This window comes from Streptomyces sp. NPDC029169, from assembly GCF_055563935.1.
Genome location: NZ_JBVHXA010000010.1, coordinates 195,161 through 220,655 on the forward strand (window position 1 = coordinate 195,161; position 25,495 = coordinate 220,655).

The window sequence follows — 25,495 nt, forward strand, 5'->3', positions numbered from 1 at the left end:
GGGCGTGCGGGCTGGCGGGTGCGGGTGCTCAGCGAGCGGCCTTCGGGTCGAGCGCGTCTCGCACGCCGTCGCCGAAGAGGTTGAACGCCAGAACGGTGATGAAGATCGCGAGGCCGGGGATCACCATGAACAGGGGGTCCGACTCGTAGGTGGAGATGGCCGTCGACAGCATCTGGCCCCAGGAAGCGGTGGGCGGCTTCACACCCGCGCCGAGGAAGCTGAGGGCCGCTTCGGTGAGGATGTTGGTGGGGATCATGAGGGTCGCGTAGACCATGATCGGGGCGATCAGGTTGGGCAGCAGCTCCCGGCGCAGGATGTAGAGGCGGCCGGCGCCCAGGCTGCGGGCGGCCTCCACGTACTCGCGCTCACGCAGCGACAGGGTCTGGCCGCGGACGATCCGGCCGACGTACGGCCAGCCGAAGAAGCCGATCACGATCACCAGCGCACCGATGCGGACCCCCGAACCGGAGAAGCCCAGCAGCTCGTTGGGGAGCACGGAGACCAGGGCGATGGTGAAGAGCAGCTGCGGGAAGGCGAGCATGACGTCCATGACCCGGCTGAGCGCCGCGTCGATCCAGCCGCCGAAGTAGCCGGCGACGATGCCGAGGATCGTGCCGAGGACGACCGCGAACATCGCCGCGAGGAACGCGACGAGCAGCGAGATGCGGGCCCCGTAGACGATGCGGCTGAAGACGTCGCGGCCGTTGACCGGCTCGACGCCGAGGAGGAAGTCGCCGTTGATGCCGCCGTAGGCGCCGATCGGGGTGCCGAACAGCGGGTCGATCTGGTCCTCGTGGAACTCGTCCGGCGGGTGGCCGAGCAGGCCCACGATGACGGGCGCGAAGATCGCGACGATGACCAGGAAGATCACGATCGCGCCGCCGGCCAGCGCGAGCTTGTCGCGCTTCAGTCGCAGCCAGGCGATCTGCCAGGGGGAACGTCCCTCGATCGCCTTGCCGGGCGGCGCGTCGGGCACGGCGTCGACGGCGGCGGTCGACTCGGCCGCACTCGTCTCGTGCAGTGGTGCCGTCATCGTGGTGAGGACCCCTCTCGGCCGCCGGTAGCCGGCCCTTGCCCGCCGCGGGTAGCGGCTTGGTGGAACAACTGCGGGGCACCGGCCAGGAGGCCGAACGCCCGGTGTTCCGGGGAGTCTTCAATGGGTTCGCGATCACCCGCCAGACCTCACGGTGAATGTTTGCTCAACCGTGATGCGGTTCGTTGCCTTCCGTTATCCGGACGCTGTGATCGCGTCAGCGGACCATCTCACCCGCTAATCGGCCAGAACGGACATGTACCCCAACTCCTCTGGTATGGGAGTGAATTGGGGTGACAGAACGGATGTATCAGTACGTCCGGGGTGCGACCGGGGGATAGCCGTAACTCGGGGCGTTCGGGGCAGCGGGCGCGGCGTGCGCGTCGCGGTCGTAGAACGGCCGCGTGTTGGCGCGCAGCCACATCGCGACGGGGTCGTACGCGTCGGACATCGCGACCGTCGAGACGGGCAGGCCGTCGGGGACGGCGGAGATCGACTGGCGCATCATCGCCCGCACCGCCTCGACCGAGGCGGCGGAGGTGTCGTACAGGTCGAGACCGATGGCGAGGTACGGGGAGCCGAGTGCGGGCTGCACCCAGGCCCGGCGCAGCGCCCGTACGGACGGGGTGCGATGGGCGTTCTGGGTCAGCAGGGCGTAGAACTGGGGGATCTCCAGGGCGGGTTCGGAGAGCCGCAGCGGTCCGGCCGGCATCCGGTCCAGACCGGTGGCGATCCGGCGGAGGTCGGCCCAGGGGATGCCGACGCCGCCGTTCGCGTCGTGCGGGTTGAGCCAGATGCCCCAGCGGTCGGGGTACAGCGCGCGGGCGATCTCGATGCCGGTGGCCACCTCGTGGGCGCGGTTCCAGCCGGAGGCGGCGAGCTCCTGGGCGGAGGTGACGCAGGGGGCGTACCCGAAGCCGTCGACCTCCATGTTCCCGTACTGGGCCTCGGGCGAGCCGGGCGCGCCCTGCCAGAGCAGCATCCACACGCTGCCGTCGGCGAGGGCGTGCAGCAGCTGCTCGTACGCGTCGTAGCGTCCGGGTGCCACCTGGCGCAGCATGTGCTCGACCTGTCCGCCGGCGGCCTGTCCGGCCGCAGCGGTGCCTGACGCGCTCACCCTGGTTCCCGCCCCTCTTCCGTCCACCGAACCAGCTTAGTTACCGGGAGGCCCGCTGATAGAAGGGGCGCACCCGCTCCAGCATCCAGTCGCCGACCGGGTCCTGCGCGACGTCGAGCAGGATGAGGTTGACCGGCCAGGCGACCTCGACCCGGCCGAGCGCGCGGCCGAGGGCGTCGAGGGGCGCGTTCCGGTCGACGCCGTCCCAGGAGACGAGCTCGACGCCGACGAAGAGGGCCGGTTCGGTGCCCTCGACGCTGGCCAGGGCGCGGCGGGCGGAGACGACGACGCCGGTGGCCTCGAACTCGGCGGCCGCGGCGGAGAGGAAGTCGACGGGGTCGTCCTGCCAGTCGGGCTCGAAGAGCCGGACCCGGCCGCCGCTCGCGGGGCCGTCCAGCGGGGTGCGGCCGACGCGGCAGAGCTCGGCGACGGCGGGCGGGGGCAGCGGGGCGCCGACGGTGCCGCCGGGGTTCACGGCGATGCCGAGCTGCGGGGGCAGGCCGCGGGCGAAGTCACGGGCGGGCGCGACGGTGAAGGACATGTGGCTGCCGACGCAGGCGAGGAACTGCTGCTCGGAGCTGAAGACGGGGACGTACGGGAGTCCGTCGATCTCCATCGTGGGCAGATCGAGGTCCCGGCTCTCCGGGCCGCCGCCGTTGGGCAGCGGCACCCAGACGGGGCTCCGCCCGAGCACCTCGACGAGCCGGCCCCCGGCGGAGGGGTTGCCGAGCGAGGCCGCGAGGACCTCTTCGAGCTCGTTGCCCGGCCACGTAACGTCCACGGTTCCCGATTCCCCTTCTCACGCGCGCTGGTCGCGACACTCTCCCGCGCCCTGGGTCACGTCTCACGCCCTGGGTCACGGCGCCCTCGCGCCCTGGTCACGACGCCCTCGGGGCAGAACCCTAACGCCGCCCTGACACCGCCGCGTCCAAAAGCCCCCGGAGCCGGCGGGTCCGGTTCGACCGGGCGGCCGTCCGACGGGCGGGATCGGCAGGCGCCGATCCGTCTGGGCGGCGGCCGACGCGGCAGGAGACCCGCCGCCGGCCCGCGTCAGCGATCACCGGCGCGCACGAGGCCCGCCGTCAGCGCGCGCCGGCGATCGCCCCGCGCGGCGGAGGTCAGTCCGTGGTGCCGGCGATCGCCCTGCGCGGCGGGCGTCAGTCCGCGGTGCCGGCGATCGCCCAGCGCGGCGGGCGTCAGTCCGCGGTGCGGAAGCCGATCGCCTGGAGGGCTCCCGCGGCGTCGCGGTCGAGGAGGGTTGCCGAGGCGCAGCCGCGCGGCAGGCGGCCGGACTCGACGGAGCTCAGCAGGCGGCCGACGGCCCGGCGGTGGCGGGCGAAGGCGTACCCCGAGACGCCGCGGCCCCGCTCGCGCTGTCCCGCGCGGGCCGCGTCGGGGGTGACGTCGAGCAGGACCAGATGCAGCGAGCGGCCCCGGCGGCGGGCCTCGCGCGCCAGCCAGTTCCGTACCCAGGACTGCGTGCCGCAGTCGTGGACGACGACGCTCCGCCCGGAGCGCAGCGCCCGCCGCAGCCCGGCGTAGTGGGCGAGCCGGGCCAGCGGGCGGTAGACGGCGTACGGCAGGAAGCCCGGCAGCCGGGCCTCCCAGCGCTCGCGGGCGTCCTGCGAGTCGATGCCCAGGCCCTCCGCCGCGCGGCGCATCAGCGTCGACTTGCCGCTTCCGGGCAGCCCGGAGACCACCACGAGGTCACCGGCGGCGAAGGCGAGCGTCCGGGGACCCCGGCCGCCCCGCTCGCGCAGGTCGCGCAGCAGGGGCGTGGCGGCGCGGCGCCTCCGCGTCCTGGCGCGGGCGCGCGGAGCCGCTATGCCCGTGCCCGTGGCGTAGGCACCGGTGTGCTGGATCGTCATCGCTCTCTCCCCCTGTCGGGTCCCGGGGACCCCCTGCCCACGAAGTGTAAAGAAGCGGTAATAAGGCACAAGCGATTTGCCGATCGGACACCGCGTGCAATGATGTGCGCGCCAAGCGCACACAACCGCATACCGGCCGCTCGAATCCGCGCGGGAGAGTCCCGGAACCACCACGGTGGGCCCCGGGCGCCGAAGGAGCAAGACCCTCCCTTGAATCTCTCAGGCCCCGTACCGCGTGGATGAGGCAGATCTGAAAAGCGGGACGCCCCATGGCGTTCCCACCCAAGGTGCAAGCCGATCTCTCGGTGACGAGATGCTCTCGGTGAACCTCTCAGGTTCCATGACAGATGGGGAGGACGTCCTCGCCCGTCATGTTTTCCGCCCTTGGGACCCGGGAGCCACCCCATGAGCACTGCCCCCCGCCATACCGCCCTCGATGCCCTGCATCGCTCCCTGGGCGCGACCATGACCGACTTCGCCGGCTGGGACATGCCGCTGCGCTACGGCAGCGAGCGCGACGAGCACAACGCCGTCCGCACCAAGGCGGGCCTCTTCGACCTCTCCCACATGGGCGAGATCACCGTCACCGGTCCGCAGGCCGTCGAGCTCCTCGACTACGCCCTGGTCGGCAACATCTCCACGGTGGGCGTGGGCCGCGCCCGTTACACCATGATCTGCCAGGAGGACGGCGGCATCCTCGACGACCTGATCGTGTACCGGCTCCAGGAGCGCGAGGCTGGGTCTCTTCACTACATGGTCGTCGCCAACGCCTCCAACGCCCAGGTCGTCCTCGACGCGCTGACCGCGCGCGCGGCCGGCTTCGACGCCGAGGTCCGCGACGACCGTGACGCGTACGCCCTGATCGCCGTCCAGGGCCCGGAGTCCCCCGGCATCCTGAAGTCGCTCACCGACGCCGACCTGGACGGGCTGAAGTACTACGCCGGCCTCCCGGGCACGGTCGCCGGGGTCCCCGCGCTGATCGCCCGTACCGGCTACACCGGCGAGGACGGCTTCGAGCTGTTCCTGAAGCCCGAGCACGCCGAGGGCGTCTGGCGGGCGCTGACCGAGGCCGGCGCCCCGGTCGGTCTCATCCCGTGCGGCCTGTCCTGCCGTGACACGCTCCGCCTGGAGGCGGGCATGCCGCTGTACGGACACGAGCTGACGACCTCCCTCACCCCGTTCGACGCGGGCCTCGGCCGGGTCGTGAAGTTCGAGAAGACGACCAACGAGGGCCGCTTCGTCGGCCGCGAGGCGCTCGAGAAGGCCGCCGAGCGCGCCGAAACCGCCCCGCCGCGCAAGCTCGTCGGCCTGATCGCCGAGGGCCGCCGCGTCCCGCGCGCCGGCATGGCGGTCGTCGCCGACGGCCAGGTCATCGGCGAGGTCACCTCCGGCGCCCCCTCCCCCACCCTCGGAAAGCCGATCGCGATGGCGTACGTGGACGCGGCGCACGCCGAGCCCGGCACGCAGGGTGTAGGTGTGGACATCCGCGGCACCCACGAGCCGTACGAGGTCGTGGCGCTGCCCTTCTACAAGCGCCAGAAGTGACACGCCTCACTCCGTCCCACTTCTCGTCTCACCCCGTAAGACCCGCGTACATCAGCACTCCCCCGATCCAGGAGAATCACGACATGAGCAACCCCCAGCAGCTTCGCTACAGCAAGGAGCACGAGTGGCTGTCGGTCGCCGAGGACGGCGTCGCGACGGTCGGCATCACGGAGCACGCGGCGAACGCCCTGGGCGACGTCGTCTTCGTGCAGCTCCCGGAGGTCGGTGACACGGTGACCGCGGGCGAGTCCTGTGGCGAGCTGGAGTCCACCAAGTCCGTCAGCGACCTGTACGCGCCGGTGACCGGCGAGGTCGTCGAGGCCAACCAGGACGTCGTGGACGACCCCTCCCTGGTGAACTCCGCCCCGTTCGAGGGTGGCTGGCTGTTCAAGGTACGCATCGAGGGCGAGCCGGAGGACCTGCTCACCGCCGACGAGTACACCGCATTCACCGCCGGCTAACCGAGACCCCCTAGGGATCGATTCATGTCGCTTCTCAACACCCCTCTCCACGAGCTGGACCCGGACGTCGCCGCCGCCGTCGACGCCGAGCTCCACCGCCAGCAGTCCACCCTCGAGATGATCGCCTCGGAGAACTTCGCTCCGGTCGCCGTCATGGAGGCCCAGGGCTCGGTCCTCACCAACAAGTACGCCGAGGGCTACCCGGGCCGCCGCTACTACGGCGGCTGCGAGCACGTCGACGTGGCCGAGCAGATCGCCATCGACCGGATCAAGGACCTGTTCGGCGCCGAGTACGCCAACGTCCAGCCGCACTCCGGCGCCTCCGCGAACCAGGCCGCGCTGTTCGCGATCGCCCAGCCCGGCGACACGATCCTGGGCCTGGACCTGGCCCACGGCGGTCACCTCACGCACGGCATGCGCCTGAACTTCTCGGGCAAGCAGTTCGACGTGGTCGCGTACCACGTGGACGACTCCGGCCTGGTCGACATGGCCGAGGTCGAGCGCCTGGCCAAGGAGCACCGCCCCAAGGTGATCATCGCGGGCTGGTCCGCCTACCCGCGTCAGCTGGACTTCGCCGAGTTCCGCCGGATCGCCGACGAGGTCGAGGCGTACCTGTGGGTCGACATGGCCCACTTCGCGGGTCTGGTCGCGGCCGGTCTGCACCCGAACCCGGTCGAGTACGCGGACGTGGTGACCTCCACCACGCACAAGACGCTCGGCGGCCCGCGCGGCGGCATCATCCTCGCGAAGAAGGAGTTCGCGAAGAAGCTGAACTCCTCGGTCTTCCCCGGTTTCCAGGGCGGCCCGCTGGAGCACGTGATCGCGGCCAAGGCCGTATCCTTCAAGATCGCGGCCTCGGAGGAGTTCAAGGAGCGCCAGCAGCGCACGCTGGACGGCGCCCGGATCCTCGCCGAGCGTCTGACCCGCGGCGATGTGGCGGAGCACGGCGTCTCGGTCCTGTCCGGCGGCACGGACGTGCACCTGGTCCTGGTCGACCTGCGCAACTCCGAGCTCGACGGCCAGCAGGCCGAGGACCGGCTCCACGAGGTCGGCATCACGGTCAACCGGAACGCGATCCCGAACGACCCGCGTCCGCCGATGGTCACCTCGGGTCTGCGCATCGGTACGCCGGCGCTCGCGACGCGCGGTTTCGGCGCCGAGGACTTCGCCGAGGTCGCCGACGTCATCGCGGAGACCCTGAAGCCCGGTTTCGACGCGGAGGCCCTGAAGGCCCGGGTCGTCGCGCTGGCGGAGAAGCACCCGCTGTACCCCGGCCTGAAGTAGTTTCGTACCCTTTTGTTCGTACGAACGTCCGGGGCACCGCGCACACTGGAGTGAGCGCGGTGCCCCACCCCCTTTTGCCCGCTCTTCCTGCTCCGTTCTGCACCACCCCGGCAGACAACGGCGTCTAGCCCCCACAAGGAGTTCCCCGTGGCCATCTCGGTCTTCGACCTGTTCTCGATCGGCATCGGCCCGTCCAGCTCCCACACGGTGGGCCCGATGCGCGCGGCCCGGATGTTCGCCCGCCGGCTGAAGAACGAGGGGCTGCTCGCCCACACCGCGTCGATACGGGCCGAGCTGTACGGCTCGCTGGGCGCGACGGGCCACGGCCACGGCACGCCGAAGGCGGTCCTCCTCGGCCTGGAGGGGAACTCCCCGCGCACGGTGAACGTGGAGACGGCGGACGACGAGTTCGAGCGGATCAAGTCGAGCGGCCGGATCAACCTGCTGGGCGCGCACGAGATCCCGTTCGACTTCGACGAGGATCTGATCCTGCACCGCCGGAAGGCGCTGCCGTACCACGCCAACGGCATGACGGTCTTCGCGTACGACTCCGAGGGCGCGCTCGTCCTGGAGAAGACGTACTACTCGGTCGGCGGCGGCTTCGTCGTGGACGAGGACGCGGTCGCGGGCTCGGACCCGATCATCCCGGACGACACGGTCCTGAAGTACCCCTTCCGCACGGGCGACGAGCTGCTCCGCCTGGCGAAGGACACGGGCCTCTCCATCTCCGCGCTGATGCTGGAGAACGAGAAGGCCTGGCGCACGGAGGACGAGATCCGGGAGGGCCTCCTCGAGATCTGGCGCGTCATGCAGTCCTGCGTCTCGCGCGGCATGTCCCGCGAGGGCATCCTCCCCGGCGGCCTGAAGGTCCGCCGCCGCGCCGCGAACACGGCGCGCAAGCTGCGCTCCGAGGGCGACCCGGCGGCGCTGGCGATGGAGTGGATCACGCTCTACGCGATGGCCGTGAACGAGGAGAACGCGGCGGGCGGCCGCGTGGTCACCGCCCCGACGAACGGCGCGGCCGGCATCATCCCGGCGGTCCTGCACTACTACATGAACTTCGTGCCGGGCGCCGACGACGACGGCGTGGTCCGCTTCCTGCTCGCGGCGGGCGCGGTCGGCATGCTCTTCAAGGAGAACGCCTCGATCTCCGGCGCCGAGGTCGGCTGCCAGGGCGAGGTCGGCTCCGCCTGCTCGATGGCGGCGGGCGCCCTCGCGGAGGTCATGGGCGGCACGCCGGAGCAGGTCGAGAACGCGGCCGAGATCGGCATGGAACACAACCTGGGCCTGACCTGCGACCCGGTCGGCGGCCTGGTCCAGATCCCGTGCATCGAGCGCAACGGCATGGCAGCGGTCAAGGCGGTCACGGCAGCAAAGATGGCGATGCGCGGCGACGGCAGCCACCTGGTCTCCCTGGACAAGGTCATCAAGACGATGAAGGAGACCGGCGCCGACATGTCGGTCAAGTACAAGGAGACGGCGCGGGGCGGGCTCGCGGTGAACATCATCGAGTGCTGAGGGCCCAATAGCAGGGCCGCATGGTACGCGGGATCGGGGGCACCCGCTCGGGGACGACCGTCGAGGAGGTGGACGTCGTGGTGCCGCTTCTTCTCGTACTGATTCTGATCCTGATCCTCTTCGGAGCCGGGTTCGCGGCCGACGTGCTCTGGTTCATCGCCATCGCCGTTCTGGTCCTGTGGCTGCTCGGGTTCCTCATGCGCAGCGGGGGCGGGCGCTGGTACCGGTGGTGAGGTTGTGAGGTCAGGGCGCGGTGAGCCAGTGGGGGTCCGGGACCGCTGTCAGGACCGCTGAGATCACCACGACCGCCGCGAGTGCCCCCAGCTCGATCCGGGCCGGTGCTTCCGCGCCGGGGCCGCGGAGGAGGCGGTGGCGGGCCGCCAGGGCGAGGAGGCTCGCCACCGCCACCAGGGCGAGCTTGGCCAGGAGGACCCTGCCGTAGGCCGTGGTGAGGACCAGGTCCAGGGGGAGGCGGCGGAGGGTCGAGCAGGTGCCCGTGACGATCAGCGCCGTGAAGATCCAGGCCGCCACCCGCGCGTAGCGGAGGAGCACCTCGCGCCCGTGCACGGTCCCGCGCAGCCGTACGGTCCGCAGGACGTACAGGAGACCCCCGCACCAGAGCGAGGCCGCCGTCAGATGGACGACCGTGAGGGTGACTCCGACCGCCGGGGAGGTCGGTTCGGGGTGCGCGCGGAGGGCCTCCGCGCCGACCACGACGGCCAGCGGGGCGAGAGCGAGCCCGGGGCGGCGGCTCACGGCGCACATGGCCGCGAGGGCGAAGGCGTTCGTCGTGACGAGGAGCAGGCGCCCCTCGCGGGTGGCGTACACCGAGGTGAGGCTGAGGCCGCTGACGGCGGCGAAGAGCAGGATGAGCCCGGCGGAGGCGGCCGCACCGGCCACCGCGGCCGGCACGGACCAGCGGCGTGGCAGCGGGCCGTCGCGCGCGAGACGGACGCCGACGAGTTCCCCCAGATGGACGGCGAGCGCGACGAGGACGAGCAGCCTCAGCAGACTGGTGATACCCGCCGCGGGGATACGGAGCTCCCCGGTGCCCGTCTGGGCGAGGCCCACGCCGAGGAGGGTGAGCAGGACGGCTGCCAGGACGGCCACGACGGCCATCGCGGCGGCCGTCGGACGTATCGGGGTACGTGCGGATCCGGGGGGCGTCACGGCTCGATCGTCACCGGCGCCCGGACGGGCGGCAACTCACGTACGTACGCACGGAGTACACGCCGCCCGCCCCGCTCCGGCGAGGTCAGGCCTGGCTGAGGTGCGCCCAGAACTCGTCCCAGGACAGCTTGCCGTCGCCGTTGTCGTCACGCTGCTTGATGAGCGCCTCGGCGACCGTCTCGGTGACGTGGAAGTCACCCAGCTGGGCCATCACGCTCTTGTACTCGGCGGCGGTGATGAGGCCGTCCCCGTCCACGTCGAACCGCTCGAACGCCTTGCGTGCCGACTCGATGTCCGCCACTTTTTCCGCCCCTTCGTGGTGCTTCTCTGACGGGGCCAGATTAGCGGGCGCGCCCATGCCCGATCATGGGGGTATGAGTGATGACGTGGCACGGATCCTGGCAGCGGCGGCACACGGGCAGTTCCCGCCGCCGGACGGCTCGACGACGGTCGTCCCGCAGCCGAGCCCCCGGGACGCCGGCGTCCTCGCCTTCACCGCGCACTCCGTCGTCTTCACGGACGAGGATCCGGCATGGGTACGGGAAGAGCTCGCGGCCGCCTCGGCCGACCCGCTCGCCGCCTCGATGAACCCGGGGTTCCTCGTGGCCCTGATGCGGCGCACGGGCATGCACATGAACACGATCGACCTGCTGACCGTCGCCCGTGCGCTGCCCGGGGAGCCCGAGCTGCCGCTGCGGGAGATCGAGGACCCGGAACACCCGCGGGTGGCGCGGGCGATGAAGTTCCGCGACGACGTACGGGTGTGGGCGGCCGACGGCGGGGTGGTGATCCTGGGCCGTGGTGTGGCGGGCCGCTGGGAGGCCGCGATCGAGGTCGAGGAGGGGGTCAGGCATCGCGGGATCGGCCGGGCGCTGGCCCTCGCCGCCCGGCATCTGACGCCGGGCGACGTGGTCTGGGCGCAGCAGTCCCCCGGCAACGCGCGCAGCGTCCGCGTCTTCCAGGCCGCGGGCTACCGCCCGGTGGCCTCCGAGGCCCTGCTCATCGCCGGCTGACTCAGCGGAAGATGCCCGTGTGGCCCAGTGAGTACCTGCCCGGCTGGGGGTAGACCGCGAGGCCGTGGGGGCCGCCGCCGACCGGGATGCGGGCCAGCTGGCTGCCGGTCTTCGTGTCGATCGCGTACACCTCGGAGTCGTAACGGCCGGACAGCCACAGCACCTTGCCGTCGGGCGAGACGCCGCCCATGTCCGGGGAGCCGCCGTCCGGCAGCCACCACTTCTTCGTCAGCTTGTTCTGGGCGAAGTCGAAGACCGAGATGGAGCCCTCGCCTCGGTTGGGCACGTACATCTCGCGCGAGTCCCGGCTGATGTACAGGCCGTGGCAGCCCTTGCCGGTCGGCAGGAGCTGCGGGGTGGTGAACTTCTCGCCGTCGAGGACCCACATGCCGTGGGCCATCATGTCGGCGATGTAGAAGGTCTTGCCGTCCGGGGAGATCTTCACGTCCTGCGGCATGGCGCCCTCGAAGGGCAGCCTCTGCTGGCCGATGACCTCCATCTTCTCGGTGTCGACCTTCAGGAGCTCGCCGGAGAACTCGCAGGAGACGACGAAGTACCGGCCGTCGGCGGAGAAGTCCGCGTGGTTCACGCCGTAGCAGGAGACCGGGACGGTCTTCTTCCGCTCCATGGTGTGCGGGTCGCGGAAGACCAGTTCGCGGTCGAGGGAGGCCATGACGACGGCGTACTTCCCGTTGGGCGTGAAGTACAGGTTGTACGGGTCGTGGACCTCGACGGGCTTGCCCGCGACGCCGGTGGCCGGGTCGATCGGGGTGAGCGTGTGGCCGCGGTTGTTGTTGACCCAGAGGGTCTTCATGTCCCAGGACGGCACGACGTGCTGCGGCTGGATGCCGACCGGGATGGTCTCGATGACCTGGTACGTCGCCGGGTCGATGACCGAGATGGTGTTGGAGTTGGTGTTGGGGACGTACACCCGGCTGGGGAAGTCCTTGACCACGGGTGAGAGCTTGTTCGGGCGGTCGGCGGCGTAGACGTCGTTGGGGTCGAGGACCGGCGGCATGCCCGGCAGTCCGGCGGGGACGGCCTTCTTCGGTACGGCGGGGACCGCGCCGGCCTCCTTCTTGGCGCCGCTCCGGGGCTCGGGGGCCTGGCCGGCGATGCCGCACCCGGTCGCGGCAGACGCGAGCGCGGCGAGCAGCGCGGCGGCGAGGAGGCTCTTCGTACGCGTGGTGAGAGGCAGCATCAGGTCAGCAGCTCCGTGGTCGTCACCGCGCGCAGGCCGCGGCGGTCGAGGTCGGCGAGGAGGGGCGTCAGTGCGGCGAGGGTGTCCGCGTAGCCGAAGTGCAGGCTCACCACGGAGCCGCCCCGGACCGCCTCGGTGACGTTGCGGACGACGGCGGGGGCGCCGGGCGAGGTGAAGTCGAGGGAGTCGACGTCGTACGAGAGGCAGTGCAGGTAGCCGGCCCGGCGGGCGGCCCGCTGGACGGTGTCGGTGGCGTGCCGGGTCCTGGAGGGCCGGAACCAGGTGCCGATGGAGCCGGTGAGCCGGCGCAGCCGGGCGGCGCAGGCGGTGATCTCGGCGTACGCCTCGTCCTCGGTCATCGCGTTGATGTCGAGGTGGCGCTGGGTGTGGTTGCCGAGGTCGTGGCCGCCGTCGAGGATCCGGCGGGCGAGTTCGGGGTACCGGTCGAGCCACTCCCCGACGGCGAGGACGGTGACGCGGGCGCCGCCCTTCTCGGCCTCGGCAAGCACGGCGCGGGCGAGGGCGGGGTCGCCCTGGCCGTGGAAGGTGAGGGCGACCCGGGGGCGGTCGCGGGGGCCGCTCTCGATCTCGGCGGGGTGGCCGGGGAAGCGGCGGGGGCCCGGGGCGGCGGCGGGCTTCCGGACGGGGGCGGGCTTCCGGACGGCGGCGGGGCCATGGGGCGCGGGGCGGGGCTCCGCCCCACAGGCGCTGGTGAGGGCTCCCGCGGCGACGGCGGCCGCACCGGCCCGCATCAGTACGGTGCGGCGGTCGGTCTGGGTCACGCGACCATTGAAGAGGCCATATGACCGAAAATTAACGATTGAGCCAATTCAGGACGTTTGCCGGGCCGCATCCAGGCGTCCACCATGCGGACAGGTCGAGGAAACAATCGATGAACCCGATATTTATTCATCGTTTGCAAGGTTGGTGCTCTATGTCACCAACGATTCACTGTCGAACTGTCCGGATATGGACTTGATTGCCACGGTAGGGACTTTTGGCGACAAGGCCACCTGTCTGTCATAGTCGGGGACACGACCCCCATTGACCCGGGCCAGGTCGTCCGAGCTCCGTGGATACACCCCCCCGATCCACGGCGCTCCACCCACGGAAGCCCCCGCATGGGGGCTTTTGTGCGTCCGGGGCCGTCTGGGGGACGGCGTCCGGAACGCTCAGCGGTCCGCGACGCGCATCTCGAACCACGTGGTCTTGCCGCGCGGCTGGAGATCCACGCCCCAGCGGTCGGAGAGCTTGTCGACGAGGAAGAGCCCCCGGCCGCTGATGTCCAGCTCATGGACGGGCATCAGACAGGGCAGGCCTCGGGAGGGGTCGCGGACCTCGATCCGGATCCAGCCGCGGCGGCGCAGCAGCCGCAGGGCGAAGACGCGGGCCCCCGTGTGCCGGACGGCGTTGCCGACGAGTTCCGAGACGAGTAAAACGGCGTGCTCCGCGATCTGCGGCGTCAGCGCCCACTGGCGCAGCACGACGCACTGGGTGAGCCGGCGGGCGATGGCGGCGGACTCGGGACGGGACGGCAGCCGGACGTCGTCCTCGGCGGGATTTCCGTACAACTCGAGCGTTTTGAGGGCCTGTTCGTCCTCGACGGTCGGTACCCACCGTGCGGCGGTCGCACCGCCGTGCTGCCGCGGTTGTTCCACACCCTCCAGGCCCGCCATGCCCCCCATCATGGCCGCACAGGCGCGGCGGCGTGGCCGTTCCGGAGGAATCCGTACCCCCGGAATCGACAATTCCGCGAATTTCCTCCGGCATATGCCAGAGGCGGCGGCGGTACCGGAGAGTACGGAACCGTCAGACGAACTTCGCCTTGCCCGGGCCCTCCTCCACGAAGCTCTTCATCCCGCGCTCCCGGTCCTCGGTCGCGAACAGGCCCGCGAACCAGGTGCGTTCGATCGCGAGACCGGTGTCGATGTCGGCCTCCAGGCCCTGGTCGACCGACTCCTTCGCGGCGCGCAGCGCGAGAGCGGGGCCCTGGGCGAGCTTCGCGGCCCAGGCGTGCGCCTGCTCGTACACCTCCGCCGCCGGGACGACCCGGTCGACCAGACCGAGCGTCAGGGCCTCGTCGGCCTTGACCATCCGGCCGGTGAAGATGAGGTCCTTCGCCTTGGAGGGGCCGACCAGGCGGGACAGCCGCTGGGTGCCGCCGGCGCCCGGGATCAGGCCGAGCAGGATCTCCGGCTGGCCGAGCTTGGCGTTGTCGGCGGCGATCCGGTAGTCCGCGCACAGCGCCAGTTCGCAGCCGCCGCCAAGGGCGTAGCCGGTGATCGCGGCGACGACGGGCTTGGGGATCCGGGCGACCGCGGTGAAGGAGTCCTGGAGCGCGCGCGACCGCTTGACCATGGCCGCGTGGTCCATGACCTGCATCTCCTTGATGTCCGCACCGGCCGCGAACACCTTCTCGCCGCCGTACAGGATCACGGCCCGCACGTCGTCGCGGTCGGTCGCCTCCTGGGCCAGCTCGCGCAGCCGGTCCTGGGTGGCGATGTCGAGGGCGTTCATCGGGGGGCGGTCGAGGCGGATCGTGCCGACGCCTTCGGCGACTTCGAGGTTCACAGTCATGGGAGGCAGGTTAGTCGGCGTTAACGACAGCGGACCCGGTGCCGTTGGTCACAGCACCGGGTCCGCTCGGGAAGCGATCTACTTGATCCACTCCGACCAGGACATGTTCCAGCCGTTGAGGCCGTTGTCCGGAGCGATCTGCTTGTCCTTCGAGTTCTTCACGACCACCACGTCACCGATCAGCGAGCGGTCGTAGAACCAGGCCGCCGGGGTGGTGCTGTCGCCCGCGCCGCGGGTGTCCCGCAGGCCGACACAGCCGTGGCTGACGTTGGCGGAGCCGAACGTGCCGGACGACGCCCAGTAGTTGCCGTGGACGAAGGTGCCCGAGGTGGACAGCCGCATGGCGTGCGGCACGTCCTTGATGTCGTACTCGCCGCCGAAGCCGACGGTGGCGCCGTTCATCCGGGTCACCTTGTACTTCTCGCTGATGACCATCTGACCGTTGTACGTGGTCGTGGACGGGGCGCCCGCGGTGATCGGGATCGTCTTGATGATCTTGCCGTCGCGCTCGACCTTCATGGTCTTGGCGCTCGCGTCGACCGTGGAGACCTGGCGGCGGCCGATGGTGAACGTGACCTTCTTCTTCTGCTTGCCGTAGACGCCCGGGCGGCCCTCGACGCCGTCCAGGTTGAGCTCGACGGTCACCTTGGTGCCGGCGGCCCAGTACTCCTCCGGGCGGAAGTCGAGGCGGTCGTTGCCGAACCAGTGGCCCTCGATCTCCACCGCGGGCTGCGCCGTCACCTTGATGGCGTTCTCCACCGCCGCCGGGTCGGTGATGCCCCGGGTGAAGCGGATCGAGACCGGCATGCCGACACCGACGGTCGAGCCGTCCTCCGGCGTGTAGTGGCCGATGAAGGTGTTCTTCGGGACCAGGGTGGTGAAGGTGGTGTCCTTCGCCGACTCACGTCCCTCGGAGTCCTGCGCCACCGCGTGGACCTTGTACTGCGTGCCCGCGGCCAGGTGGCCGACGGGCTGCCAGCTCGCGCCGTCCGCCGCTATCTTGCCCTCGACCTCGGTGCCCTTGGTGTCGGCGACCGTGACCGTCGTCAGCTTGCCCTGCTCGGCCGTCACCTTCAGCGCACCGTTGGTGGGAACCGAGTCGGCGCCGTCCTTCGGAGCGATCGTGACGACCGCCTGCGAGGCCGCGATCTCCTGCTTGCCGCCGCCGTCGCCGGCGCCCGCCGGGTTCTGGCCCCCCTTGTCGCCGGTGGCGTCGCCGCCGCCGCACGCGGTCAGCACGAGGAGCAGCGCTCCCGTCGCCAGCGCCCCCAGGCGGTTGCCGCGACGCCGTCGTCCGGCGGTCCCTCCGGATATCGGCTGCCCGTTCACTATGGTGTTCTCCCCTCGCACGACCCGGCACTGCCTGGGCCCCACCCCCGTGCGCATCCTCTCGCGCACACGGCGTTAGACAATCACACCGGAAGACACGAAAGTTCCACGCGAATGTCACCGTTCAGTCCCAGTTCGCGCGGGGTGCGGGGCATGCCCACGTGCCTGTCTCACGTCACCGCAGGGCGGAACCCGCCTTCCACTCCTCCCACTCCATGTTCCAGCCTCCGAGGCCGTTGTCGGGAGCGACCTTTCGGTCACGGGAGTTGACGACCTCGACGACGTCGCCGATGAGCGTACGGTCGAAGAACCAGCCCGCCGGGGAGTCGGCGCTGCCGCCCTTCTCGTCCCGCAGGCCGACACAGCCGTGGCTGACGTTGGCCGTTCCGAACGTGGAGGGCGCGGCCCAGTAGTTGCCGTGCAGGAACGTCCCGGAGTCGGTCAGACGCATCGCGTGCGGCACGTCCTTGATGTCGTACTCGCCGCCGAAGCCGACCGTCCGGCCGTCCATCCGCGTCACGTCGTAGAGCTCCGTGACCACCATCCTGCCGTTGTACGTCGTGGTCTTGGGCGCCCCGGCCGTGATGGGCACGGTCGCGAGCAGCTCGCCGTCCCTGCGGACCTCCATGGTGTGCTCGGCCGCGTCGACCAGGGACACCTGGGAGCGCCCGACCGTGAACCCGACCGTCTTGCGCTGGATGCCGTACACGCCGGGCGCGCCCTCGACGTCGCGCAGCGCGAGGTCGACGGTCACCTTGGTGCCGGGCCGCCAGTACTCGGCGGGGCGGAAGTCGAGCCGCTCCTCGCCGAACCAGTGGCCGACCACCTCGACCGGCGGGTCGGAGGTGATCCTGATGGCCCGTTCGACGGCCGCGCGGTTCTCGATGGCCCGGTTGAAGCCGAAGGACACGATCATGCCGGTGCCGACCGTGGATCGGTTCTCCGGCTTGAAGTAGCCGATGAAACGGTGCTCGGGCACGACGGTGGTGAAGGTGGTGTGCCGCGCGGAGCGCCGGCCGTGGCCGTCGAGCGCCACGGCGTCCACGCTGTACTTGGCAGCCAGCGCGAGCCGGGAGTCCGGCCTCGGCCGCCAGCGCAGCCCGTCCTCGCTGATCTCGCCGGGCACCTCGGCCCGCTGGGCGTCCTCCACCTGGACGACGGTGACCCGCTCCAGGCGGCCGCTGTCGACGCTCACCTCGATCGGCCCCTCGGCCGGCACGCCCTTGCCGCCGTCCTCCGGGCTGATCCGGATGACGTCGCCCGGCGCCCGCGCCTTCCCGGGCAGCGACAGGCCGACACCGCCGCCACCGCCGCCCTTTTCGGTGCAGCCCGCAAGGCCCGCCATGAGTGCCGCCACCGCGAGGGCGGAGCCCGCCCGCTTCCATACAAGTCTCACGCTCGACCCAACGACGGCCACCCTCCAGGGGAAACGTGCGTGCGGGTCATGTTGGGACGACGGCCGTACGGGCAGAACAGGTGGGAGGCCACGTTCGGCCGCGGCCGGGACGCCGCGGGGTCCGTGCGGGGCCCGACGAGCCGCGGGAGGCCGACAGGTGTCGAGCGCAGCCGAGCAGGAGGCGGAGGCGGTACGGGACGGAGGGGCGTTCTCCCCTGCCCCGGACGGAGGGGCGTTCTCGCCTGCCCCCGAACGGGCCCGGACGGTGGTGTGGCCGGGCGCGCCGATGCCGTTGGGGGCGCGCTGCCGGGTCGGTCCCGACGGGGTCGCCGGCACGAACTTCGCGCTGTGGGCCGGCGGGGCGGAGGCCGTCGAGCTCTGCCTGTTCGACGCCGACGGGACGGGGAAGGAGACGGAGCGGCGGCTTCCGCTGACCGAGCTGACCCATGAGATCTGGCACGGCTTCGTGCCCGGGGTGGGCGCCGGGCAGCGGTACGGCTACCGGGTGCACGGCCGCTGGGACCCGTGGACGGGCGCCCGCTGGAACCCGGCGAAGCTGCTCCTGGACCCGTACGCGCGGGCGGTGGACGGCGACTTCGCGCTGCCGTCGGAGGTGTACGGGCACGTACGGGACTGGCCGCAGCAGCATGTCGCGGACACCGTACGGGACGACCGGGACTCGGCTCCGTACGTACCGAAGGGTGTCGTCGTCCTGGACGACGACGACTGGTCGGACGACCGCAGGCCGAAGACCCCCTGGCCGGACTCGGTCATCTACGAGCTGCACGTGAAGGGCTTCACCAAGCTCCACCCGGGCATCCCCGAGGAGCTGCGCGGCACGTACGCGGGCCTCGCGCACCCGGCGGCCGTGGAGCATCTCGTACGGCTCGGGGTGACGGCGGTCGAGCTGCTGCCGGTGCACCAGTTCGCGCACGAGGACCATCTGCTGCGGCGGGGGCTGCGGAACTACTGGGGGTACAACTCCGTCGGCTACTTCGCCCCGCACGCCGGCTACTCCTCCTCGGGGACGACCGGGCAGCAGGTCGGCGAGTTCAAACGGATGGTGCGGGCGCTGCACGCGGCCGGGATCGAGGTCATCCTCGACGTGGTCTACAACCACACGGCCGAGGCGGGCGAGCTCGGGCCGACGCTTTCGCTGAAGGGCATCGACAACCGGGGCTACTACCGGCTCCAGTCCGACGCCCGCCGGTACGCCGACTACACCGGCTGCGGCAACACCCTGCACGTGGTGCAGCCGCAGGTGCTGCGGCTGATCACCGACAGCCTGCGGTACTGGGTGACGGAGATGGGCGTCGACGGCTTCCGCTTCGACCTGGCGGCGGCGCTCGCCCGGTCCTTCCACGACGTCGACATGCTCTCCCCCTTTCTGGCGGTCATCGCCCAGGATCCGGTGCTGCGGCGGGTCAAGCTGATCGCCGAGCCGTGGGACGTCGGCAACGGCGGCTACCAGGTGGGCGCGTTCCCGCCGCTGTGGACGGAGTGGAACGACCGCTACCGGGACGCGGTACGGGACTTCTGGCGCGGCGCGCTGCCCGACGTACGGGACCTCGGCTACCGGCTCTCGGGTTCGAGCGACCTGTACGCGTGGGGCGGGCGGCGGCCGTACGCCTCGGTGAACTTCGTGACCGCGCACGACGGCTTCACGCTGCGGGACCTGGTGACCTACGAGCGGAAGCACAACGAGGCCAACGGGGAGGGCAACCGGGACGGGACGAACGACAACCGGGCCTGGAACTGCGGGGCGGAGGGCGAGACCGAGGATCCGGAGGTCGGGGCGCTGCGGTTGCGCCAGCTGCGGAACATGCTCACCACCCTGCTCCTGTCGACCGGGGTGCCGATGCTGGTCGCAGGCGATGAGATGGGGCGTACGCAGGGGGGCAACAACAACGCGTACTGCCAGGACAACGAGACGAGCTGGCTGGACTGGTCGCTGCCCGAGGACCCCGGCCGGCGGGAGCTGCTCGCCCTGACGCGGCGACTGCTCGCGCTGCGCCACCGCCACCCGGTGCTGCGCCGCCGTGCGTTCTTCTCGGGCCGCCCGCAGGGCGCGGACGGGCTGCGGGACCTGGCGTGGTTCACGGCGGACGGCACGGAGATGACGGAGGGCGACTGGTACGCGCCGGCGGCCACGCTGGGCCTCTATCTCTCGGGCCGTGACATCCCGGGCCGGGACGCGCGGGGCGCCCAGGTCACCGACGACAGCTTCCTGGCGATCCTGCACGCGGGGCCCCGCCCGGTGGAGTACCGGCTGCCGGGGCCGCCGTGGGCGGAGTCGTACGAACTGGTCCTGGACACGGCCCTGGAGGACCAGGCGGAGGCCCCGGGGACGGTCCACCGGGGCGGGGCGGTGGTCACGGTGGGGGCGCGGTCGGTGTTGCTGCTGCGGGTCGGGGGGTGAGGTCGGTCGGTTGCGGCCCAGGGTGCCCCTCGTAGCCCCGGAAAACCACGTGAGCGTTGTCAGTGGTGAACCGTAGGCTCGCTCGTGATGCCCGGAGAAGATGCTGTCGCCAAGAAGTCCGTCGTACGAACCCTGCTGCGCCTGTGGCCCTATGTGCGTCCGGTGCGGGGGCGGTTGGCCTCGGCCGCCGTGGTCGCGATCGTCGCGTCGTGTCTGTCGCTCGTCATCCCGCTCGTCCTGAAGTGGATGGTGGACGGGCCCGTCGCGGCGGGTGATCCCGGCGGGGTGTGGCTCGGGGCCCTGTATCTGCTGCTGCTCGGGATCGCGGAGGCCGTGCTCTTCGGGTTCCGGCGGTGGCTGGTCGCCCGGCCGCTCGCCGGGGTCGAGGCGGCGATGCGGGCGGATCTGTACCGGCGGCTGCAGCGGCTGCCGATCGCCTTCCACGACCGGTGGGCCTCGGGGCAGCTGCTCTCGCGCGGCACGACGGATCTGATGCTGTTGCGGATGTTCCTCGCCTTCCCGCTGACCTTCCTGCTGGTCAACGGCGTGACCATCCTCGCCGGTTACGTCCTGCTGCTCAGCCAGGACTGGACGCTCGGGCTCGTGCTGCTCACGCCGGTCGTCCCTCTGGTGATCCTCTGCTCGCGGTTCGAGACGGCGTACTCGGGCGTCGCGCGCCGCGCCCAGGACCAGGTCGGCGATCTGACGACCGTGGTCGAGGAGAGCGTCCTCGGCATCCGGATCGTGAAGGGCTTCGGGCGCCACCGCAGCCAGGCCCTCGCCTTCCGCGCGCTGGCCGAGCGACTGCGCGGCACGGAGCTGGTCAAGGCGCGGCTGCTCGCCGGGATCTGGGCGCTCATCACGGTCATTCCCGAGCTGGCGATCGGCGCGGCGCTCGTCCTCGGCACCGTCCAGGTCGCCGACGGGGAGCTGTCGGCCGGCACGCTCGTCGCGTTCCTGTCGACGGCGCTCGCACTGCGCTGGCCGGTGGAGTCGATCGGCTTCCTGCTCGCGATGAGCCAGGAGGCGGCGACGGCGACGGAACGGTACTTCGAGGTGATGGACGAGCCGGAGGAGGCACCCGGCCCGAAGTCCGGGGCGGCCGAAGGCGGCGGGCCGGACGGGGTGCGGTTCGAGAATGTCTCGTTCCGGTACCCGGACGCCTCGCCCGACGCCCCTCCCGTGCTCGACCGCGTCGACCTGCACATCCGGCCCGGCGAGACCCTCGCCCTGGTCGGCGGGACCGGTTCCGGCAAGACGACGCTCACCGCCCTCGTACCGCGGCTGCACGAGGCGACCGGCGGGCGAATCCTGCTGGACGGCGAGGACATCACGCTCATGGAGCGCGAACGGCTGCGCGCGCTCGTGTCGGTGGCCTTCGAGGAGCCCACGCTCTTCTCGGCGAGCGTCGGCGAGAACGTCCTCATGGGCGGTACGGAGGGTGCCGGCGAACCCGAGCTGTCGCGCGCGCTCGGCGTGGCCCAGGCCGACGGCTTCGTGGCCGCGCTGCCCGAGGGCGCGGCCACGCAGGTCGGCGAGCAGGGCCTGAGCCTCTCCGGCGGTCAGCGCCAGCGCCTCGCCCTGGCCCGCGCGGTCGTCGGCCGCCCCCGCTTCCTGGTCCTGGACGACCCGCTGTCCGCGCTCGACGTCCACACCGAGGCCCTCGTCGAGGCGGCACTCCGCGAGGTCCTGCGCGACACGACCGCCCTGGTGGTGGCCCACCGCCCCTCGACCGTGCTGCTCGCGGACCGGGTGGCGCTCCTGTCGGAGGGCCGCATCGCGGCCGTGGGCACCCACCACGAACTGCTGCGCGAGAAGGCCGAGTACGCCTGGCTGATGTCGGGCGAGGGGGCCGAGGAACGATGACGGGAACGACGACGGGAACGAAGACGGGAACGACGACGGATCCCTTCGACCGGGACGATCTGCCCACCGCTCCCGGGGCCACCGGCGCCCTGCTGCGGTCGCTGCTCGCCCCGCACCGCGCGCGCGTGTCCGTCGCCGCGCTCGTCCTGGTGCTCCAGCAGGGCGCCGTGCAGGCCGGTCCGCTGCTCGTCGCGTACGCCATCGACCGTGGCGTACCGGCCTTCCGGGACGGGGACTACGGGCCCGTCGTGGCCGTCGCCGTCGGGTACCTGCTCTGCTCCGCGGCCGGCGGACTCCTCCAGTACGCCTTCGTGCGCGGCGCCGCCCGCGTCAACCAGGACGTGCTGCTCGATCTGCGCGGGCGGATCTTCCGCCACGCCCAGGCGCTCAGCATCGACTTCCACGAGCGGTACACCTCCGGCCGCCTCATATCCCGGTCCACCACCGACGTGGAGTCCCTGCGGGAACTGCTCTCCGAAGGGCTCCAGGAGCTGATCGGCGTCGTCCTCGCGTTCGTCTACATCTCGGCGATGCTGCTCTGGCTCGACCTGAGCATCGGCGCCGTCGCCGTCGCCTCCTTCGTACCGCTGTATCTGCTGGTACGGCTCTACCAGCGGCGCGCGGCCGTGGTCTTCGCCGAGCGGTCCACCGCCATCGCGGGCGTGATCGTGAAGTTCGCGGAGACGATGAACGGGATCCGGCCGGTGCGGGCGTTCCGCCGGGAGCGGGCCAACGACGCCGAGTTCGCCGCGCTCAACCGGCGCCACGAGCGGTCCAACGGCGACGCGCTCCTGGAGATGGCCCGCTATGTCGTCGGCTCCCGGCTGGTCGCGAACACGGCCGTGGCCGGTATGTGTCTGTGGGGCGCGTACCGGGTGGCCGGCGGGACGCTGGCGCTGGGCGTCCTCGCGGCGGCGGTGCTGTACATGCGGCGGCTCTACGACCCGATCGACCGGCTCGGCATGTTCCTCAACTCGTACCAGTCCGCGGCCGCGTCGCTCGGCAAGATCGCGGGCCTGTTGGCGCAGGAGTCCGGGGTTCCGGAGGCCGTCGCGCCGAGGGAGTTGCCGGTGCGCGGGGGCGGGCAGCCCGGCCGGGAGGTCGTCTTCGACGGCGTGCGGTTCGCGTACCGGACGGGTGGCGAGGTGCTGCCCCGCTTCGATCTGACGATCCCGGCGGGGCAGACGGTCGCCGTGGTCGGCTCCACGGGCGCGGGCAAGTCGACGCTGGCCAAGCTGCTCGCCCGGTTCTACGACCCGACCGAGGGCCGGGTACTGCTCGACGGCGTCGACGTCCGCGAGCTGGCGACGCCGGAACTGCGGCGGGGCGTGGTGATGGTGACGCAGGAGGCGTTCCTCTTCTCCGGGACGGTCGCCGAGAACATCGCGATCGGGCGGCCGGACGCGACCCGGGAGGAGATCGAGCACGCGGCGAAGGCGATCGGCGCGCACGACTTCATCGCGGCGCTGCCGGACGGGTACGACACGGACGTACGGAAGCGGGGCGGCCGGATCTCGGCGGGCCAGCGGCAGTTGGTGGCCTTCGCCCGCGCCCTGCTCGCGGACCCGGCGGTGCTGATCCTGGACGAGGCGACCAGCTCGCTGGACGTACCGGGGGAACGGGCGGTGCAGCGGGCGATGGACACGGTGCTCGCCGGGCGGACGGCGGTGGTGATCGCCCACCGGCTCTCGACGGTGGAGATCGCGGACCGGGTTCTTGTGATGGAGCACGGCCGGATCGTGGAGGACGGGCCGCCCGCGTCGCTCGTGGGCGGCGAGGGCCGCTTCGCGAGCCTCCACCGCGCGTGGCGGGACAGCCTGGTGGGTTGAGACCGTTGTGGGCAATCGTCCCGCTGTGGGGGTCCCCAAGGACGGGTGGGCACAACCCACGGGGGCGGCGCCTCGTCAGGTGCGCTGCGCCCGGGCACGGAGGAGGGCGTACGACAGGAGCGCCGCCGGCGTCATGACCGCCGCCGCCCCGAACGCCGCCCCGTTCAGCGCATCCGTGAAGGCGGCGCGCGCCGCGTCCAGGACCGGGCCCGGGAACCCCATCGCGCCGCCCAACGTCTCGCGGGCCGCCGCCGGGGCCGACGGCGGCATCGCGGCGGTGTAGACGGCCGCGCCGATCGAGCCGAGGACCGCCATGCCGAGCGCGCCACCGAGTTCGCTGCCCGATTCGAGGACCGCCGCCGCCGCGCCCGCGCGCTCGGGCGGGGCCGCGCCCAGGGCGCTCTCGTTGGCCAGGGTCATGGCGGAGACGAGCCCCGAGGCATAGACGGTGGCGCCGGCGAGGAGCGCCCAGAGCGGGGTGGCGGGGCCGACGAGGGTCAGGGACGCGAAACCGCCCGCGGAGACCAGGAACCCGCCCGCCATCACGTACGCCCGGTCGATCCGACGGGCGAGCGCCGCGCCGACGGGGGCGGCGACCATGACGCCCGCCGACGGGACGAGGCTCCACAGCGCCGCCTCGAACGGGCTCTGGCCGAGGACGGACTGGAGGTACTGGGTGAGGAAGACGGCGAAGCCGACGGTCGCGAGCATGGCGAGCAGGTTGACCAGGACCGAGCCGCCGTACGCCCGCCGGCGGAGCAGCGCGAGGTCGACCATCGGCTCCGGGAGCCGGGTCTGACGGCGCAGGAAGAGCAGGGCGAGGAGCAGGCCCGCCGTCACCATGAGCAGCGGCAGCGGCTGCCGGCCGTCCTTGGCGAGTTCCTTGATGCCGTGGATCAGCGGGAGCAGCGCGGCCAGGGAGAGCAGGGCGCTGGTCCGGTCGAACCGGCCGCGGGCGACCGTCCCCTTGGACTCCGGCAGGAGGACCGGACCGAGGATCAGGAGCAGGGCCATCGCGGGCAGGTTGACGAGGAACACCGAGCCCCACCAGAAGTGTTCGACGAGCGCGCCGCTGACGACCGGGCCGAGCGAGATCCCGCCTGCCATGACGGCGGTCCACGCGGTGACGACCTTGGCGCGTTGGGCCTCGTCGCGGAAGAGCGTACGGATCAGGGCCAGCGTGGACGGCATCAGGCACGCGCCCGCGACGCCGAGCAGCGCGCGGGCGGCGATCAGCGCGCCCGTTGGGGCCCGTGCCCGCCGACTGGCGTGCGGGGATGGAGCATGCGGCCCGCTGGCTGCGCGCGGTCCACGCACGGCACCGCTGGATGGCGCAGGCGATGGCCTCGTTCACCCGGCCGGTCGCCTCGCCGAACGCGATGGCTTACACGGAGTGGGTGCTCGGGGCGCTGCGGGGCACGCCCCTGACGCCGTTCGAGAAGATCCACACCCATCTCGTGATCTTCGCCTATGTCCAAGGAGTGGCCATGGCCGACGACTTGGAGGAGCAGGCCCGGCAGGACTCGGGGATCTCGGACGGCGAGTGGATGGAACGGAACGAGCCCCGCTATGACGCGATCTCGAGTGGGGGCGCGTATCCGCTGCTCAGCAGCCTGAGCGAGGGCGAGGAGTTCGAGCTCGACCTGGAGACGCTCTTCGAGTTCGGGCTCCGGAGAACGCTGGACGGCGTCGCGGTCATGATCGACGAAACGTCCGGTTAACGGACACGACCTTTCGGGCACCGGACGATTTCCGGCCAACTTATTGACGCGCTCCTGACAGATACCGGTCAGTGCTGCCACTCTCTCCCCTACTCGCATGAGAGTTCGCGCTCCACAGCTCTGTTTGCTCTGCCCGGAAGGCCCACCC

Annotated in this window: 23 protein-coding genes and 1 riboswitch; of the genes, 10 read left to right on the forward strand and 13 right to left on the reverse strand. The window is 71.6% G+C overall.

Annotated elements, in window-relative coordinates:
* Positions 1 to 28: 28 nt before the first annotated feature.
* The 4 genes from ACZ4VI_RS20620 to ACZ4VI_RS20635 all read right to left on the reverse strand — a co-directional run bounded on the left by ACZ4VI_RS20620 (position 29) and on the right by ACZ4VI_RS20635 (position 4,018).
* Positions 29 to 1,033, reverse strand: coding sequence for an ABC transporter permease (locus tag ACZ4VI_RS20620; protein WP_468001027.1), 1,005 nt, complete (start codon positions 1,031 to 1,033; stop codon positions 29 to 31).
* Positions 1,034 to 1,343: 310 nt separating this feature from the next.
* A complete protein-coding gene (locus ACZ4VI_RS20625) occupies positions 1,344 to 2,150 on the reverse strand; it encodes an enhanced serine sensitivity protein SseB C-terminal domain-containing protein (RefSeq protein ID WP_468001029.1) in 807 nt (268 codons plus the stop codon).
* Positions 2,151 to 2,190: 40 nt separating this feature from the next.
* The gene (locus ACZ4VI_RS20630; protein WP_468001031.1) at positions 2,191 to 2,931 is read right to left on the reverse strand and encodes an enhanced serine sensitivity protein SseB; all 741 of its coding nucleotides are present in this window, start codon (positions 2,929 to 2,931) and stop codon (positions 2,191 to 2,193) included.
* Positions 2,932 to 3,346: 415 nt separating this feature from the next.
* Positions 3,347 to 4,018 (reverse strand): AAA family ATPase, encoded by a 672-nt coding sequence (locus ACZ4VI_RS20635; protein ID WP_468001033.1) that lies wholly within the window; start codon positions 4,016 to 4,018, stop codon positions 3,347 to 3,349.
* Between the two features lie 141 nt (positions 4,019 to 4,159).
* Positions 4,160 to 4,262: riboswitch (glycine riboswitch) on the forward strand.
* Positions 4,263 to 4,423: 161 nt separating this feature from the next.
* Between ACZ4VI_RS20635 and gcvT the strand changes: the two genes are divergently transcribed.
* The 5 genes from gcvT to ACZ4VI_RS20660 all read left to right on the forward strand — a co-directional run bounded on the left by gcvT (position 4,424) and on the right by ACZ4VI_RS20660 (position 9,059).
* Positions 4,424 to 5,563: a glycine cleavage system aminomethyltransferase GcvT gene (gene gcvT / locus ACZ4VI_RS20640; protein WP_468001034.1), complete on the forward strand. Its 1,140-nt coding sequence runs from the start codon at positions 4,424 to 4,426 to the stop codon at positions 5,561 to 5,563.
* 83 nt (positions 5,564 to 5,646) lie between these two features.
* Positions 5,647 to 6,024 carry a glycine cleavage system protein GcvH gene (gcvH, locus tag ACZ4VI_RS20645; RefSeq protein ID WP_468001036.1) on the forward strand — a complete coding sequence of 126 codons (378 nt, stop codon included), beginning with the start codon at positions 5,647 to 5,649 and terminating at the stop codon, positions 6,022 to 6,024.
* A gap of 24 nt (positions 6,025 to 6,048) precedes the next feature.
* On the forward strand, positions 6,049 to 7,308 hold the full coding sequence (locus ACZ4VI_RS20650; protein ID WP_468001038.1) for a serine hydroxymethyltransferase: 1,260 nt from the start codon (positions 6,049 to 6,051) through the stop codon (positions 7,306 to 7,308).
* A 147-nt stretch (positions 7,309 to 7,455) separates the two neighbouring features.
* Positions 7,456 to 8,826, forward strand: coding sequence for an L-serine ammonia-lyase (locus ACZ4VI_RS20655; protein ID WP_468001040.1), 1,371 nt, complete (start codon positions 7,456 to 7,458; stop codon positions 8,824 to 8,826).
* 77 nt (positions 8,827 to 8,903) lie between these two features.
* Positions 8,904 to 9,059: a hydrophobic protein gene (locus ACZ4VI_RS20660; protein WP_468001166.1), complete on the forward strand. Its 156-nt coding sequence runs from the start codon at positions 8,904 to 8,906 to the stop codon at positions 9,057 to 9,059.
* Positions 9,060 to 9,069: 10 nt separating this feature from the next.
* Here the strand turns inward: ACZ4VI_RS20660 and ACZ4VI_RS20665 are convergent, their stop codons facing one another.
* Both ACZ4VI_RS20665 and ACZ4VI_RS20670 read right to left on the reverse strand, forming a co-directional pair.
* Positions 9,070 to 9,996 (reverse strand): CopD family protein, encoded by a 927-nt coding sequence (locus tag ACZ4VI_RS20665; RefSeq protein WP_468001042.1) that lies wholly within the window; start codon positions 9,994 to 9,996, stop codon positions 9,070 to 9,072.
* A gap of 85 nt (positions 9,997 to 10,081) precedes the next feature.
* Entirely contained in the window at positions 10,082 to 10,297 is a 216-nt protein-coding gene (locus tag ACZ4VI_RS20670) for an EF-hand domain-containing protein (protein ID WP_468001044.1), read from the reverse strand.
* Positions 10,298 to 10,370: 73 nt separating this feature from the next.
* Between ACZ4VI_RS20670 and ACZ4VI_RS20675 the strand changes: the two genes are divergently transcribed.
* On the forward strand, positions 10,371 to 11,009 hold the full coding sequence (locus tag ACZ4VI_RS20675; RefSeq protein ID WP_468001045.1) for a GNAT family N-acetyltransferase: 639 nt from the start codon (positions 10,371 to 10,373) through the stop codon (positions 11,007 to 11,009).
* A gap of 1 nt (position 11,010) precedes the next feature.
* Here the strand turns inward: ACZ4VI_RS20675 and ACZ4VI_RS20680 are convergent, their stop codons facing one another.
* The 6 genes from ACZ4VI_RS20680 to ACZ4VI_RS20705 form a co-directional block, all read right to left on the reverse strand.
* Positions 11,011 to 12,210 carry a YncE family protein gene (locus tag ACZ4VI_RS20680; protein WP_468001046.1) on the reverse strand — a complete coding sequence of 400 codons (1,200 nt, stop codon included), beginning with the start codon at positions 12,208 to 12,210 and terminating at the stop codon, positions 11,011 to 11,013.
* Entirely contained in the window at positions 12,210 to 12,992 is a 783-nt protein-coding gene (locus ACZ4VI_RS20685) for a polysaccharide deacetylase family protein (RefSeq protein ID WP_468001048.1), read from the reverse strand. Before ACZ4VI_RS20685 ends, ACZ4VI_RS20680 begins: the two co-directional genes overlap by 1 nt.
* A gap of 390 nt (positions 12,993 to 13,382) precedes the next feature.
* Positions 13,383 to 13,886, reverse strand: a complete 504-nt coding sequence (locus ACZ4VI_RS20690) for an ATP-binding protein (protein WP_468001050.1) — start codon at positions 13,884 to 13,886, stop codon at positions 13,383 to 13,385.
* A gap of 133 nt (positions 13,887 to 14,019) precedes the next feature.
* Positions 14,020 to 14,787 carry an enoyl-CoA hydratase/isomerase family protein gene (locus tag ACZ4VI_RS20695; RefSeq protein WP_468001051.1) on the reverse strand — a complete coding sequence of 256 codons (768 nt, stop codon included), beginning with the start codon at positions 14,785 to 14,787 and terminating at the stop codon, positions 14,020 to 14,022.
* Between the two features lie 78 nt (positions 14,788 to 14,865).
* Complete coding sequence (locus ACZ4VI_RS20700) at positions 14,866 to 16,116, reverse strand: L,D-transpeptidase (protein ID WP_468001053.1); 1,251 nt, start codon at positions 16,114 to 16,116, stop codon at positions 14,866 to 14,868.
* Between the two features lie 175 nt (positions 16,117 to 16,291).
* Positions 16,292 to 17,512, reverse strand: coding sequence for a L,D-transpeptidase (locus tag ACZ4VI_RS20705; RefSeq protein WP_468001055.1), 1,221 nt, complete (start codon positions 17,510 to 17,512; stop codon positions 16,292 to 16,294).
* A 157-nt stretch (positions 17,513 to 17,669) separates the two neighbouring features.
* Here ACZ4VI_RS20705 and glgX point away from each other — a divergent pair, with 157 nt between their 5' ends.
* From glgX to ACZ4VI_RS20720, 3 genes are all read left to right on the forward strand, one after another.
* The gene (glgX, locus tag ACZ4VI_RS20710) at positions 17,670 to 19,931 is read left to right on the forward strand and encodes a glycogen debranching protein GlgX (RefSeq protein WP_468001057.1); all 2,262 of its coding nucleotides are present in this window, start codon (positions 17,670 to 17,672) and stop codon (positions 19,929 to 19,931) included.
* 87 nt (positions 19,932 to 20,018) lie between these two features.
* Complete coding sequence (locus ACZ4VI_RS20715; protein WP_468001059.1) at positions 20,019 to 21,797, forward strand: ABC transporter ATP-binding protein; 1,779 nt, start codon at positions 20,019 to 20,021, stop codon at positions 21,795 to 21,797.
* Positions 21,794 to 23,626, forward strand: coding sequence for an ABC transporter ATP-binding protein (locus ACZ4VI_RS20720; protein ID WP_468001061.1), 1,833 nt, complete (start codon positions 21,794 to 21,796; stop codon positions 23,624 to 23,626). Before ACZ4VI_RS20715 ends, ACZ4VI_RS20720 begins: the two co-directional genes overlap by 4 nt.
* 75 nt (positions 23,627 to 23,701) lie before the next feature.
* On the opposite strand, the gene ACZ4VI_RS20725 is transcribed toward ACZ4VI_RS20720, so the two are convergent.
* Positions 23,702 to 24,943, reverse strand: a complete 1,242-nt coding sequence (locus ACZ4VI_RS20725) for an MFS transporter (protein ID WP_468001063.1) — start codon at positions 24,941 to 24,943, stop codon at positions 23,702 to 23,704.
* Between ACZ4VI_RS20725 and ACZ4VI_RS20730 the strand changes: the two genes are divergently transcribed.
* A complete protein-coding gene (locus ACZ4VI_RS20730; protein WP_468001065.1) occupies positions 24,880 to 25,347 on the forward strand; it encodes a TetR/AcrR family transcriptional regulator C-terminal domain-containing protein in 468 nt (155 codons plus the stop codon). The genes ACZ4VI_RS20725 and ACZ4VI_RS20730 overlap by 64 nt on opposite strands.
* Positions 25,348 to 25,495 lie beyond the last annotated feature (148 nt).

Bases quoted from the DNA above. Each gene is read 5' to 3' on its own strand.
- ACZ4VI_RS20690 (WP_468001050.1), bottom strand. From the start codon at position 13,886: ATGGCGGGCCTGGAGGGTGTGGAACAACCGCGGCAGCACGGCGGTGCG.
- ACZ4VI_RS20695 (WP_468001051.1), bottom strand. From the start codon at position 14,787: ATGACTGTGAACCTCGAAGTCGCCGAAGGCGTCGGCACGATCCGCCTC.
- gcvT (WP_468001034.1), top strand. From the start codon at position 4,424: ATGAGCACTGCCCCCCGCCATACCGCCCTCGATGCCCTGCATCGCTCC.
- ACZ4VI_RS20715 (WP_468001059.1), top strand. From the start codon at position 20,019: ATGCCCGGAGAAGATGCTGTCGCCAAGAAGTCCGTCGTACGAACCCTG.
- ACZ4VI_RS20675 (WP_468001045.1), top strand. From the start codon at position 10,371: ATGAGTGATGACGTGGCACGGATCCTGGCAGCGGCGGCACACGGGCAG.
- ACZ4VI_RS20650 (WP_468001038.1), top strand. From the start codon at position 6,049: ATGTCGCTTCTCAACACCCCTCTCCACGAGCTGGACCCGGACGTCGCC.
- ACZ4VI_RS20680 (WP_468001046.1), bottom strand. From the start codon at position 12,210: ATGCTGCCTCTCACCACGCGTACGAAGAGCCTCCTCGCCGCCGCGCTG.
- ACZ4VI_RS20720 (WP_468001061.1), top strand. From the start codon at position 21,794: ATGACGGGAACGACGACGGGAACGAAGACGGGAACGACGACGGATCCC.
- ACZ4VI_RS20620 (WP_468001027.1), bottom strand. From the start codon at position 1,033: ATGACGGCACCACTGCACGAGACGAGTGCGGCCGAGTCGACCGCCGCC.
- ACZ4VI_RS20635 (WP_468001033.1), bottom strand. From the start codon at position 4,018: ATGACGATCCAGCACACCGGTGCCTACGCCACGGGCACGGGCATAGCG.
- gcvH (WP_468001036.1), top strand. From the start codon at position 5,647: ATGAGCAACCCCCAGCAGCTTCGCTACAGCAAGGAGCACGAGTGGCTG.